The organism is Acinetobacter sp. B-6 (assembly GCF_056930735.1).
Genome location: NZ_JBXPBY010000009.1, coordinates 181,856 through 194,796 on the forward strand (window position 1 = coordinate 181,856; position 12,941 = coordinate 194,796).

The 12,941-nt window shown below is 37.2% G+C and carries 12 protein-coding genes; 6 read left to right on the forward strand and 6 right to left on the reverse strand.

What is annotated here, in order from left to right; all coding sequences use genetic code 11:
• Window positions 1-74: 74 nt before the first annotated feature.
• On the reverse strand, window positions 75-1,703 hold the full coding sequence (locus AC1Z3T_RS12870; protein ID WP_100885042.1) for a long-chain-fatty-acid--CoA ligase: 1,629 nt from the start codon (window positions 1,701-1,703) through the stop codon (window positions 75-77).
• A 681-nt stretch (window positions 1,704-2,384) separates the two neighbouring features.
• On the opposite strand from AC1Z3T_RS12870, the gene AC1Z3T_RS12875 reads away from it, so the two are divergent.
• The 5 genes from AC1Z3T_RS12875 to AC1Z3T_RS12895 all read left to right on the forward strand — a co-directional run bounded on the left by AC1Z3T_RS12875 (window position 2,385) and on the right by AC1Z3T_RS12895 (window position 6,464).
• Window positions 2,385-2,597, forward strand: coding sequence for a hypothetical protein (locus AC1Z3T_RS12875; RefSeq protein WP_004831094.1), 213 nt, complete (start codon window positions 2,385-2,387; stop codon window positions 2,595-2,597).
• Between the two features lie 125 nt (window positions 2,598-2,722).
• On the forward strand, window positions 2,723-3,439 hold the full coding sequence (locus AC1Z3T_RS12880; protein ID WP_100885043.1) for a hypothetical protein: 717 nt from the start codon (window positions 2,723-2,725) through the stop codon (window positions 3,437-3,439).
• Window positions 3,440-3,487: 48 nt separating this feature from the next.
• Window positions 3,488-4,456, forward strand: coding sequence for a 2-hydroxyacid dehydrogenase (locus AC1Z3T_RS12885; RefSeq protein ID WP_100885044.1), 969 nt, complete (start codon window positions 3,488-3,490; stop codon window positions 4,454-4,456).
• Window positions 4,457-4,552: 96 nt separating this feature from the next.
• On the forward strand, window positions 4,553-5,995 hold the full coding sequence (locus AC1Z3T_RS12890; RefSeq protein WP_004831090.1) for a M48 family metalloprotease: 1,443 nt from the start codon (window positions 4,553-4,555) through the stop codon (window positions 5,993-5,995).
• A gap of 109 nt (window positions 5,996-6,104) precedes the next feature.
• A complete protein-coding gene (locus tag AC1Z3T_RS12895; protein WP_100885045.1) occupies window positions 6,105-6,464 on the forward strand; it encodes a hypothetical protein in 360 nt (119 codons plus the stop codon).
• Between the two features lie 708 nt (window positions 6,465-7,172).
• Here the strand turns inward: AC1Z3T_RS12895 and AC1Z3T_RS12900 are convergent.
• Window positions 7,173-7,619 carry a GatB/YqeY domain-containing protein gene (locus AC1Z3T_RS12900; RefSeq protein ID WP_004831087.1) on the reverse strand — a complete coding sequence of 149 codons (447 nt, stop codon included), beginning with the start codon at window positions 7,617-7,619 and terminating at the stop codon, window positions 7,173-7,175.
• A 39-nt stretch (window positions 7,620-7,658) separates the two neighbouring features.
• On the reverse strand, window positions 7,659-7,874 hold the full coding sequence (gene rpsU, locus AC1Z3T_RS12905) for a 30S ribosomal protein S21 (protein ID WP_001136722.1): 216 nt from the start codon (window positions 7,872-7,874) through the stop codon (window positions 7,659-7,661).
• 145 nt (window positions 7,875-8,019) lie between these two features.
• Here rpsU and tsaD point away from each other — a divergent pair, with 145 nt between their 5' ends.
• Complete coding sequence (gene tsaD, locus AC1Z3T_RS12910; protein ID WP_100885046.1) at window positions 8,020-9,045, forward strand: tRNA (adenosine(37)-N6)-threonylcarbamoyltransferase complex transferase subunit TsaD; 1,026 nt, start codon at window positions 8,020-8,022, stop codon at window positions 9,043-9,045.
• Between the two features lie 571 nt (window positions 9,046-9,616).
• Here tsaD and AC1Z3T_RS12915 read toward each other — a convergent pair.
• The 3 genes from AC1Z3T_RS12915 to AC1Z3T_RS12925 all read right to left on the reverse strand — a co-directional run bounded on the left by AC1Z3T_RS12915 (window position 9,617) and on the right by AC1Z3T_RS12925 (window position 12,767).
• Window positions 9,617-10,717 (reverse strand): DUF6670 family protein, encoded by a 1,101-nt coding sequence (locus AC1Z3T_RS12915; protein ID WP_100885047.1) that lies wholly within the window; start codon window positions 10,715-10,717, stop codon window positions 9,617-9,619.
• A 333-nt stretch (window positions 10,718-11,050) separates the two neighbouring features.
• Window positions 11,051-11,590, reverse strand: coding sequence for a hypothetical protein (locus AC1Z3T_RS12920; RefSeq protein WP_100885048.1), 540 nt, complete (start codon window positions 11,588-11,590; stop codon window positions 11,051-11,053).
• Window positions 11,591-11,708: 118 nt separating this feature from the next.
• Complete coding sequence (locus AC1Z3T_RS12925; protein ID WP_005029392.1) at window positions 11,709-12,767, reverse strand: asparaginase; 1,059 nt, start codon at window positions 12,765-12,767, stop codon at window positions 11,709-11,711.
• Between the last annotated feature and the right edge of the window lie 174 nt (window positions 12,768-12,941).

Consider the following 12,941-nt stretch of genomic DNA (forward strand, 5'->3'; position numbering starts at 1 on the left):
TAAAAATAAACAGCCCATCTGATGATGGGCTGTTTTAAGTTGCCTTAATGCTTTAAATCAGCATGATGTTTCAGTTAATCTGTTAATAACACATCGCCATATTGTTCACGTAAATCACGTTTCAACATTTTACCCGTGCCAGTTAATGGAATAGATTCTACGAATACCACTTTGTCTGGGATTTGCCATTTGGCGATTTTATCTGAGTAATAATCAAGCAAATCTTGCTCTGAGATTTGTGCGCCTTGATGTTTGATCGCAATCACTACTGGACGCTCATCCCATTTTGGGTGATTGGCAGCAATTACCGCAGCCATCGCAATCTCAGGATGGTTCATGGCAATATTTTCAAGTTCAACCGAAGAAATCCATTCACCTCCAGATTTGATTAAGTCTTTGGCGCGGTCACTCAAGATGAGATAGCCATCCTCATTGATTGTCGCAATATCTCCTGTGTCGAACCAGCCATCTGCACTCAATGCATTTTCGGATTTTCCATAATAAGATTCAATGATCCAATGTCCCTTCACTTGCAAGTTGCCCGTCGTATGCCCATCACGAGCAACTTCATGAGTACCATTTTCCTCATTGGTAATCCGTAAATCTACACCGAAAGGTGGGCGACCTTGAGACAAGCGGATTTTAAATTGCTCTTCAGCACTTAGATTTTGGTGTTTGGCTTTGAGCTGATTGCCAGTGCCAAGAGGGCTCATTTCTGTCATCCCCCAAGCATGAATTGTTTCACACTGATAATTATCTCTAAAAGCTTTCATCATGGCAGGAGGACATGCTGAACCGCCTACGACATTTCGTTTAAGGCTTTCCAGACTGCTTCCTGATTGTTTTGCAGCAGCAAGTAAACCTTGCCAAATGGTAGGAACACCCAATGCAATGCTCACTTTATAATCATCTATCATCTGGACCAAACTTGCACCATCTAAACCAGGACCCGGCAAAATCAAGGTACAACCGACCATTGCTGCTGCATACGGTGTTCCCCAAGCATTGACATGGAACATCGGTACGACAGGTAACATAATGTCTTTGGCTGATAAATTCAAAGAATCAGGTAGCGAGATTGCATAAGTATGCAAAATCGTTGAACGATGGCTATACAACGCACCTTTAGGATTACCTGTCGTACCAGAGGTATAGCATAATGAACTTGCAGTATTTTCCTCCAAGTTTGGCCATTCATAATCTCCCGCATTTTCCGCGATGAGTACATCATAAAATTTAGCATCAGGAAGCGCATCTGCTACATCTTGATCAAAAGCACCAAGATAAACAAAGTGTTCAACATTTGGCGTGTGTGCTTTAACAGCTTTTATAAGGGGAAGAAAGGTTTTATCAAATAACACCACTTTATCTTGGGCATCATTGATAATAAAAATCAGTTGCTCAGGAAAAAGTCGAGGGTTGATGGTATGGCAGACTAATCCGCTACCTGAAATTGCGTACCATGATTCTAGATGGCGATGATTGTTCCATGCAATTGTCGCCACTCGATCTCCTGAATGAAGCCCAAGATTTTTAAGTGCATTTGCAAATCGTTTTGCGTTTTCAGTGACATGGGTCCAATCTGTTTTTGTGATTGTGCCATCGGTATTTTTAGAAATTATTGCGGTATCACCATGATAACGTGCAGCATGTTCGATCAAGCTGCTGATTAACAATGGTTGTTGCATCATACGTCCTTGCATGAAAAATTCCTTTATAGTCTTGTTGATCGGCTTAAATTTTGATTTTCTCAAAAGCTTTCTAAATTAAAAGTAAAGACAAATAGAAGAAGCTATGATTTCATCCTATATAAAAGTCAGATTAAATCAAGCTTAAAAATCATCTTTTTTTAAACTATTTTTTATTTTTTAAAGCAATATAAAACAATGATTTAGATAAATTATCATGATTTGAAAATTTAAACAGAAAAATAATGGTCTTCGACTAAAGGCGAATAAAAAATTATTACGCATAGACTTTTAAATATGATAAACATATCACATGTCTTTCTAAGACAGTGATGTTTCAGGATGAAACTTTAAATGATGTGAGATTTCTAAAAGGAGTTTGATGATGTTGCAAAAAATCAGAAAATTATTGTGTATCCACAGTTTTGAATATGAAATTGGTCATAATATTGTGGTTAAAGAGTGTCGTAAATGCGGTGCTCATCATTAGTTTTCTTTAAACTTTAGTAAAATATCACCATATGATGATTTTATGGAATCAGTATGGTGATATTAAAAAATAAGTGTAACGATAGTACCAACAATTCATACATTTTCTTGTCATGTGCAAAGATGCGCTGTCTCTGATTTCCTCCATTGATTATATTTATGTTATATGCGTTACAATAGGATCAACTCCCTAATTTCAATTTGATTATGTCTAAAGATTTCTTGGCTGAAAGCTATATTGTTGATGAGCATCTTGCAGATACCTTATATTGGCTTTGTCAGCATCAAGATTGTTATGATGCTTTTCAATTTGATGTTGTTACTCAGGAGCTAAAAGTTCATCACGCCAATGGCACTGACATCATCCGTCAAGGGATGTACCTAACAGCAAAATACGGCATTCTCGTCACTTCACTGTAGTGGATGGATGTGATTGAGTGTTTTAGCTGGATGTGTAGTGTTTCTGTTCTTGAAGTCTAATTTATCCGCTATTTTGTGTCGATTGTTGCGACAAAAAAAACAAACATCGCTAGAATATAGCCTGTATGAAAAATATTGAATCTGTAATGAATGTGATTGTATCAGAACATCAACGTAGCATTTTGGCTACGATGGGAGTAGACCTGTGGATTAATAAGGTCGATGTACAAACACGCCATTATCAAAGTGCTTTATATCGAGATATTGAACAATCACATCCTGTAATACATCAACCGTTTGAGCCTAAAAATTTATCTACGCAAATCGATGCTGAGCGCACTCAAAAGACATCGAATATAACAGCTGAAAAGACTCAAGTTGCTGAAGTCACATTACTTGAACGTAATCCAGAAACACAGCTGACTGAAGAAGTTTCAACATCACAACATATTCAGCAGCATACCCATTTTGGGACAGAATCTGCACTAGAGTTGTCTGCATTTGAAATTCAAGCCTATGCGATTGAACATTGCCTATTATTGGTTGAAACAACTGACTTGAATGCTGAACAATTGACTTTATGGAGCAATATTCAACGTGCAGTCAACGGAGATACTCATGAATTGAAATGGCCGTTTCCCTTGCCACAGTATCAAGATGGTCGAGGAGCAAACCTTTATATTCAAGGTTTTATTGATGCATTGAGCGTAGAACGTAAGGTAATTAGTCTTGGGCAAATCACTCATCTTGGGCAACAGGATATTTTGGAGTTGCCGAGTTTAGATGAAATGCTGAAAGAACCACTGCTAAAGCGTAGATTATGGCAAATGATGCAAAAATAAATATCGAAAACTTATTGAATGATTGTGTTGGAAGGGAGTTTGATCTAAATGAAACAAAAAGTTGTTGTTTTTAGCCAAATCGATTCAGAAATTCTGTCACGTTTAAATCATCAATTTAAGGTGGTTGTTTTAGACCCGAAAAAAGGTGATATCAATCAACAGATTCGTACTGAAGTGGTTGATGCTGATGCAATGATTGGTGCAGGTCGTCTACTGAACGAAACAAATTTAGCAACGGCACAGCAGTTAAAAATTATATCTTCTGTCAGTGTTGGTTATGATAATTATGATCTTGCCTACTTAAATCAAAAGAAAATATGGCTGGCAAATACCCCTCATGTACTGACAGAAACAACCGCAGATTTAGCTTTCACATTATTAATGAGCGCAGCACGAAAGGTCCCAAGTTTAGACCACTGGACCAAGCAAGGTGAATGGAAACGTACCATCAGTCCAGCTCAATTTGGTCAAGACATTTTTGGTAAGACTCTAGGGATCATTGGCTTAGGTCATATTGGTGCCGCAATTGCCCGTCGAGGTTTTTACGGTTTTAATATGAATATTTTATATCATAACCGCCGTGAGAAAATAGAAGTCGCTCAGCAGTTCAATGCACGGTACAAAAGTCTTGAAGATTTACTTGAGCAATCTGATTTTGTAGTGACTGCAGTGGATTTAAATCAGCAATCTCAAGCACTAATCGGTGCTGCTGAACTAAAACTTATGCAGAAGCATGCGATATTTATCAATATTTCTCGTGGATCTGTGGTTGATGAGCAAGCACTGATCGACGCTTTGAGCAATCAACAGATTTTTGCTGCAGGATTGGATGTTTATCAAAAAGAACCTTTGGCTGAATCACCACTATTTCAGCTTGAAAATGTGGTGACATTACCACATATTGGTTCAGCAACTGCAGAAACCCGTAAAAAAATGGCGGAATTGGCTTATCAAAATTTGATTGATGCGTTAGCAGGTCATATGCCAAGATATTTGGTGAATCAAGACTTTAATTAAGATGTAAAGTAAAGTTAAAACAATATAACACTTCATTGCAAATTTGTTCTAAATTCAATGTTATATTGAAAACACAAAGATTATTGAGCCGATCTATTGAACAAGACCTTACTCAGCTTATGTTTATGTTTGAGCATTTCAATCAGCTCAGCAGCGACATTTACCCAGCATCAAAATGGGGGGCAATTTGATGTTCCTGAAATTGGTGGTGGGGTAGGGTTTATTGATCAACAAAAAGAAAAAACCATTGGTGAAAAAGTCTATCGTCAAGTTCAACAGCAGATGCCTGTACTCCATGACCCATGGTTAGAAGACCAGTTTATGATGGTTTTCTCCAGAATCCTAAGCCAGACCCAACTTGGACAACCTGTCGGCTTGGTGCTCATCAAGGATTCACAAATTAATGCTTTTGCTGTTCCGGGTGGTTTATTTGCGCTCAATACAGGGATGGTCACAGCATCAAACAATATCGATGAAGTTGCCAGTGTGATGGGGCATGAAATCGCCCATGTTACCCAGCGTCATTACAGTCGCTCCCAAGAAGCATTTAAAGGGCAAGGCTTATTGGCACTCGCAGGTATTATTGTCGGTGCCGCATTGGCTTCCAAGGCAGATGGTGATGTTGGCGGTGCTGTGATGATGGGTACACAAGCTGCACTCATGGACAAACAACTGAGTTATAGCCGTAACCAAGAGCGCGAAGCTGATCGTATCGGTATGCAATTTATGTATGGTGCGGGTTATGATCCAGAAAGTATGGCTGACTTCTTTGAAATTATGCATCGAGCAACCAGTCAGCTTAGTTTTTTACCTGATTTTTGGCTTACGCACCCGCTAACAACAGAGCGGATGAGTGAGGCGAGGTTAAGAGCAAATCAATTTCCAAAAGTTACCACACATAGCTCACAGCAAGAATTTGATATCATCAAATGGTATACTTTAGTGGTTTCTGGGCAAGCCAATGATCGTCAGTTAATGGCTTTTGCGCGAAAAAATAATTTTCCCGGTTTGTTGGCATTAAGTGAGTTTTATTTACTCCAAGGTGATTATGACAATGCTCAATCTCAGCTTAATTTAGCTAAACAAATCAATCCAGATCATACTTTGGTGAGCCTAATTCAAACCAATATTTATTTGGGTAGAAACAAAATCGATGATGCTTACCAAACCATTATCACAAAACAGCGCATTACGCCTGAAAATCGGGCATTAAGCTATAAATTGGCTGAAGTGTATTTAAGACAAAATAAGCCGAAAGAAGCTGAACAATTGGTTAATCGATTTGTCAGTAAAAACAATAAAGATATTATTGGTTGGCAATTGTTGCAACAGGCAGCGAATTTAGACAAACAAAATCCGATGCGTACTGTAAATGTTCTAAGAAATAGAGCGGAAGCTCAGTATTGGACAGGTGATGAAGAAAATGCCATTAAATCACTTTTACATGCCAAGCGTCTTGCTAAAGAAAACAATGCAATGAGTGCGCGAATCGAAACAAGGCTTAAAGTAATGCAAGACGAACGAAAAATGAAAATTTAATCGTATTCTTTGTTTTAAATAAACAGATTAAAGAAAATTTACTTTCTATTCTGCTATGAACAGGTTAATCTTAAATGACTGAGAATGTATAATAAAGTATTTGATTCACATGAAGAAAATTCTAATTTTTTTAAGCGCTTTACTATTTACACATAGTTTATCTGCTGCGGTGCCAGAACAATATGTTCGTGAGGTAGAGCGTATTTCTGCTCAATATAATGCTGATATGAAGTTTTTTTTGCGTAGTTTAGACCCTAAATTAACTCAATTTAATGAACAACAAAAAGCACAATTTTGTTCAATTGTTCAGAAATATGTGAATGATATATATAAAACAACTGATGAAAGTCGCCAGTATTTACCTTTGTCAGTTCAGTCGATGACTAAGCAAAATGTGATTGAAAAAGTAATGTCTTCTCCTGAAATGCAGTTACTTCATAAATATAATATTCAATGTGATTTGAAATAGTCTTTGTCTTGATCAGAGGGTATCTAGGAAACATTGAGTTATAGATATGATGCAATTTAAAATTGAAAATAATCAAACATGCTCGAAAAATTATTCAACCCTCTGATACACATGGTTTATTTTCTACAATACAAGATACGCTAACTGTGTTGAGGAGTTTCCTGAAAACCTTGCATAGGCATTGGATGAACCAAATTTGTAGGCGTTAAAGGCTTTTTTGTCAATCACGCTTGATCGCATTGTAAAACCAAGAAAACTTTGTATTTAATTATTTGTTTAAATGCTTCAAATGGGTTTTAAGGTGTTATGGGTATTCATAATATTGATGGGTAGCTCAATAGTGTATCGATTAGTTTTTGGGGAAATGCAAAATTCAAGCAAAAAGGCGATATAACTTAAGCATCAAAGTTGTTTGTCCATACCTTATTTTCTAAATGGAACTTTCTTGTTTTTAAACGCTGATGTTGAAAACTTACTGGCACGAAAGTTGTCTGAAAAGGACGGTTTTTTAATGAAAATCTTGAATATCAATCTGTAAAGATTCAGTTGATGGTTGTTTGAGAGATATTTGTCATTATCAGATTAAATGTAGAATTGAAATGCTTTTTGATATGATTATTTGGACTATTTAACGGTGTATTATTTCATTGCAAAATAAATGGATTAAATAGACCAAATCAAACAGAAATGTAGATTAATGACTGGGGCTTAGCCAAGTTTTGCTTTAATTTTGGCAGAAACTTGTGCAGGATCGGCACGTCCGGCTATGATCGGACGTAGAGAATTCATCACCTTACCCATATCTTTCATGCTAGTTGCACCTTGCGCTTCAATTGTTTGCGCAATGAGAGAATCAAGCTCGTCCTCTGACATAGCTTCAGGTAGAAATTGAGATAAAACTTCAATTTCGGCTTGTTCTTTACTAGCTAAATCTTCACGGCCTGCGCCTTCAAAGGCTTTGACCGATTCTTTACGTTGTTTGATTTGCTTTTCAATGACCGCAAGAACTTGATTATCGTCAAGCTCTATGCGCTCATCGACTTCGATTTGCTTGATTGCTGCCTGTAGACCACGTATTACCGTTAACTTATCCATTTCTTTAGCACGCATTGTTGCTTTCAAAACATCAGTTATTTGGTTTTTTAAAGTCGTCATTATGTTGTCCAGGTTGAGTCAATCAATCACAAATTAATCTTAGTAAAGGCGAGTTGTACGTACTGATTCACGCGCCAATTTCTTTTGGTAGCGTTTAACAGCAGCAGCTTTTTTACGTTTACGTTCTTGAGTTGGTTTCTCGTAGAATTCACGTTTACGAACGTCAGCTAAAACACCCGCTTTTTCGCATGAACGTTTGAAACGACGAATAGCTACGTCAACTGGTTCGCCTTCTTTCAATTTAACTTGTGGCATGAAGAATCCTCATTAAGTTATGGATAAGATCAGGGTCGAATTACCCTAGATCACAAGTGAAGGTCAGTATTTTACTCATTTACATCTCATATCACAAGTCTATAATAGCTTTGGCAATATTTTGAAATAGGTAAAAGGCAATTTAATGATCGTTCTTGGCTTAGAAACTTCGTGTGATGAAACAGGTTTGGCACTTTATGACAGTGAAGTCGGCTTAAGAGGACAAGTGCTATATAGTCAAATTAAATTGCATGCAGAGTATGGTGGTGTGGTTCCAGAGTTAGCCTCACGAGATCATGTGAGAAAGCTAATTCCTTTGATTAATCAATTGCTTGAGCAGAGTGGTATTAAGAAGTCTGAAATTGATGCAGTAGCATATACACGTGGACCAGGCTTAATGGGTGCATTGATGACAGGCGCTTTGTTTGGTCGAACTTTGGCTTTTGCTTTAAATAAACCAGCGATTGGTGTGCATCATATGGAAGGGCATATGTTGGCACCATTATTATCAGAAACTCCTCCAAAATTTCCATTTGTTGCTTTATTGGTCTCAGGTGGACACACCCAATTGATGGCTGCGCATGGAATAGGTCAGTATGAAATTCTAGGTGAGTCGATTGACGACGCTGCAGGTGAGGCATTTGATAAAGTTGCGAAAATGTTGAAATTACCTTATCCCGGCGGACCAAATATTTCAAAATTAGCTGAACAAGGCAGTAAAGAAGCATTTGAATTTCCGCGCCCTATGTTGCATCAAGGCTTGGATTTTTCATTTAGTGGTTTAAAAACTGCGGTTTCAGTACAACTGAAAAAACTTGAAACTGAACATGCCAATACTGAAAACTATCATGCTGACATTGCAGCTTCATTCCAAGAAGCTTTGGTGGATACTTTAGTAAAGAAATCAGTAAAAGCACTAAAACAAACGGGTCTAAAAAGTTTAGTGATCGCGGGTGGCGTAAGTGCAAATAAACGATTAAGAGAACGTTTAGAGTTAGACTTAGCTAAAATTAAAGCAACAGTTTATTATGCTGAACCTGCTTTATGTACCGATAATGGTGCCATGATTGCATTTGCTGGTTATCAGCGTCTAAAAGCGGGGCAGCAGGATGGATTAGCTGTGACCACAACGCCACGGTGGCCAATGACAGAATTAACACAACCTGCTTAATTAAATTGAATGATTTGATCTAATGAAAAGAGGCTGAAGCCTCTTTTTTATGGTGACAATATTGCTGTTGTTTTGAGCATTGAGACTTAATATATAACGTGAGTTCGATGCAATTAAATATTCAACTCATTGAAAAATAATAAATCCATGTAGATATTTGCTGGATTTTCATCCAATTTGAGGACGAGGAGCGGAGATCCGTAAGCGCAACCATCAATAGCGTTTCATTTCTCTTGATCAATAAAATGAAAGCGATCAATAGATTGTTTGATGATCTAAAGCTTGCACTGCCATGCTTTTCTTCTAAAGTTTAAATTCTTTTGCGTAGGCGATACCTCACTTTTCAGAGATGAAAAGTGACAAAAATCTTTCGTTGAGCGAGGGGTACATCCTTTACCCCCGCTCAACATGGCGACATCCATGTCGCCTCACGATAGCAACAACATCAATGATTCAAAAAGTACAAAATAAATGAATCATCTAAATCACTTATATGAATAATCAGGCAGTTTGACTGTATCATCTTTCATCAAGGATTTTTATCGAACTCAGGTTATATAAAGTTAATAGATCAATCATTAAAACTATTCTGGTCGACCATATCAATATATTCAATATAGCCACGTCCTTCAACCGCAGTTTCTAAATATTGCCCTGCAAAATTATAGGCACTGGCATAACCACGACCATGCCCATAGCGATAAGGGCTATCAATTTCAGCGGTAATATCTAATATAAGTTCATGGGTATCATTATGAACTGTCCAACTAAATAAACGTGGTAAACGCATCTTATGTCCGTCTGGTGCAACATAATCATCAACGTCATGTGCGATTACTTTAAATTCTACTTGTGTATAGACTTCCGCAGGACGATCAGTATGTCGTATATGTAAGGTGTACGCAGCAGGTTTTCCAAGCACATCAACTTTGGTCAACAATAATTGCGTTGCACTATCCAAATTAATGATTTGGTAGGTAAAGAATGTTAAAGGAATTTTATTGTGCTCCTCAAGTAATGTCTTTGAAAGGTTATAAGGACCAACTGCACGTGCATATTCATACGTACATAAGCCTTCAGTAAGCGTATATTCACCTTGATATTCTAATTTTCCTTTAAAGTGACTTAACAGACTAAAATGATCATAAATTGGTGATTTTACAAACCATGATGCATGATCGGAAACATTTAAATCAAATTCAAAATCTAATCCACAATAATGTCCTTTCAAATGAATGTAAGGCAATTGACCAGAAATTGAGACTTCTTCACCTAACGTTATCAGATGATCTGAATCCGAAATATGTGTTTCTTGTGGAATCATATAGGCTTTGAGTAAATGATCTTCTACGGCTGCAGTACTGGAAAAGAATGTAGCAGATTGTCGAGGATCTCCGTGGGTAATTGCGTCATGATCAAAAGCCAAGACACCTGGAGTACCAATAAAAATCATAATATTTAAGTAGCGATGTGGTTCAGGCAATAGCGGAAAGAAAATTCCATAATGCGTCCACGAATAAAATTTATCATCCACTCGTGGGTGAATGATGTCTGCAGCTGAAAATGGCAAAGTTGAATATTTAACAGCTTGATCAAGCAAAGCTTGTCCTAAAAGTAAACTCCTTCCAGAAAACTTGCTCAAAAATGAAAATTTAGGGAGTATTTTGTTCATTGTATTTCACTAAAATTCTGTCATTTTTTATCCTAGGAGGAATAACATAGGCTCAGAATTGGAGTTTAGGACAAGTTCTATGCTTTACAGGACATCACCGATTTATTTTGTCTGACAATTTAAAAAGACAACAAAATCAAAAAAGAACAAAGACAATATAAAAAGATGATAAAAACCAAACTAATCAAAACTAACGCTTAATTAGGAACATATAATGTGGAGCGATTGAGTCAAAAAAGCCAAGAACTTGTAATAAAAATACTTGATCTTGGCGAATTGTATGAATTGGACAAAGCAACGTATAGCGCGTGTTAAATTACTCAGCAGAGCGGATTAATCTGGATAAGGAATCCATGTCTTTTTTTTATCATCATATTGATATTGAACTTTGTCGGTATAGGTTGAATCAAAAGATGTAAATGAGCGTTCTTTTTTGATGCTAAAACAGTTTCGAATATTGCTATAGGTTTCATGCGTACCAGGATGATCACCATCAAACTGCGAGCCCATCAAACATAATTTTGGATCATTTAAGGAAAATGTATAGGATGGTTTCTTTTTAACATTGCCTTGATTATCTTCCCAGCCCGTAAATTGATAATTGAGTGGGTAGGCAATACCAGTTTGGGTATCTAATGCAATCATTTCTAATGAGTCAGAAGTTCCAGTATTTAATAGGATATATTTTTTATCAAAATTAGCCTTCATGTTTTTAAGTGCTGTTTTATATTTTGCCATATTGGCTTTAGTGCAATAATCGCCATTAAAATAATCACTATCACACTCAGATACTTTTTTAAAAGGGACATTGGCAGAAGCGTTAGAAAGGCAACAACCTGAAAGTATGAGGAGTGTTATCAGCTGTATTTTCATTATTTGCACCAAAATGATGTTGTGGTTTTTGCTCAATATTTATTTTTAACGACCATCATAAAAAATGCCACATATTATCGATACAGTTCAATATGTGGCAAGTGTTTACCCTAAAGCATTAATATTCCCAGAACATACGCTGGATTTCTTTAGGATCTTTGGTTTTTGTGAGCGCTAATGCTGCTAGAAGTTTGGCTTTTTGTGGGTTTAAATCATGTGCTACAACCCAACCGTATTTATCATCAGGTTGCTCAGCATTACGCAAGATAAAGCCTTGTGGAACACGTGACGAACGAATGATTTGTACGCCTTGTTGTTGAAGTTGATTCAATGTCGGCACAATATAATTCGCAACAGAACCATTTCCTGTTCCCGCATGAATAATTGCTTTAGCGCCAGCTTTTGCATAAGCCAAATATGCATCTGGAAGCATATTGCCAGAACCATAAACGATCTGTACAAGTGGGAGTGTATCACCTTGAATATTTTCAATATTAAATTCAGAACTATTGTTAAAACGCTTAGCAACATTTCTGAACCAATATGGCTTTCCTTCAACCAGTGTGCCTAAAGCACCCCATTGGCTTGCAAATGCATCAGTATGGATATTGATGGCTTTAGTGACATCGCGTGCTGCAAAAATATCATCATTCATCAGCACAAAGACGCCTTTTCCTTTGGCAGTGTCTGAAGCAGCCAATGCGACAGCACTATAAAGGTTCAAAGGTCCATCAGCAGAAAGTGCTGAAGGTGGACGCATAGAGCCAACCACGACAATCGGCTTATCAGTATGAACTGTGAGACTAAGAAAATAAGCTGTTTCTTCTAATGTATCTGTACCATGTGTAATGACCACACCATTCACATCAGGTTTTTTAACCAATTCATTGACTTTACGCGCAATAGTTAACAGCTCTTTGTCGGTTATACTTTCAGAAGCGACCTGCAAAGCTTGTACACCAGTCACATTGGCAAGGTTTTGGATCTGTGGAACAGCATTGAGTAAATCATCCACAGGAACCTTTGCCGCAGTATAGGTTGCACTGTTGGTCGAGCTTGCACCTGCTCCAGCGATTGTTCCACCTGTTGCAACAACAACGACATTGTTTTTTGCATAGCTACTAAAGGGCAAAATCATGCCAATTGCAAGCGCAAGCGCAGTAACCGTCTTTTTCATAAGTCTTCCTTTTCAGTCTTTGTTCTGGTCTTAAGCATTTTTTATGCCAGTTTTAAATCTATATAAATACTGGAGTGTTGCCCATACTTATTTAAAAATGCAAGTTTCTAAATAATCATTCAAATTTATAGTTACATACTCTTAAAATGAGATAAAGTCACGATCAGGATGATT

Coding starts and splice junctions, on each gene's coding strand:
- AC1Z3T_RS12870 (WP_100885042.1), bottom strand. CDS start 1,703: ATGCAAGGACGTATGATGCAACAACCATTGTTAATCAGCAGCTTGATC.
- AC1Z3T_RS12875 (WP_004831094.1), top strand. CDS start 2,385: ATGTCTAAAGATTTCTTGGCTGAAAGCTATATTGTTGATGAGCATCTT.
- AC1Z3T_RS12880 (WP_100885043.1), top strand. CDS start 2,723: ATGAAAAATATTGAATCTGTAATGAATGTGATTGTATCAGAACATCAA.
- AC1Z3T_RS12885 (WP_100885044.1), top strand. CDS start 3,488: ATGAAACAAAAAGTTGTTGTTTTTAGCCAAATCGATTCAGAAATTCTG.
- AC1Z3T_RS12895 (WP_100885045.1), top strand. CDS start 6,105: ATGAAGAAAATTCTAATTTTTTTAAGCGCTTTACTATTTACACATAGT.
- AC1Z3T_RS12900 (WP_004831087.1), bottom strand. CDS start 7,619: ATGACGACTTTAAAAAACCAAATAACTGATGTTTTGAAAGCAACAATG.
- rpsU (WP_001136722.1), bottom strand. CDS start 7,874: ATGCCACAAGTTAAATTGAAAGAAGGCGAACCAGTTGACGTAGCTATT.
- tsaD (WP_100885046.1), top strand. CDS start 8,020: ATGATCGTTCTTGGCTTAGAAACTTCGTGTGATGAAACAGGTTTGGCA.
- AC1Z3T_RS12915 (WP_100885047.1), bottom strand. CDS start 10,717: ATGAACAAAATACTCCCTAAATTTTCATTTTTGAGCAAGTTTTCTGGA.
- AC1Z3T_RS12920 (WP_100885048.1), bottom strand. CDS start 11,590: ATGAAAATACAGCTGATAACACTCCTCATACTTTCAGGTTGTTGCCTT.
- AC1Z3T_RS12925 (WP_005029392.1), bottom strand. CDS start 12,767: ATGAAAAAGACGGTTACTGCGCTTGCGCTTGCAATTGGCATGATTTTG.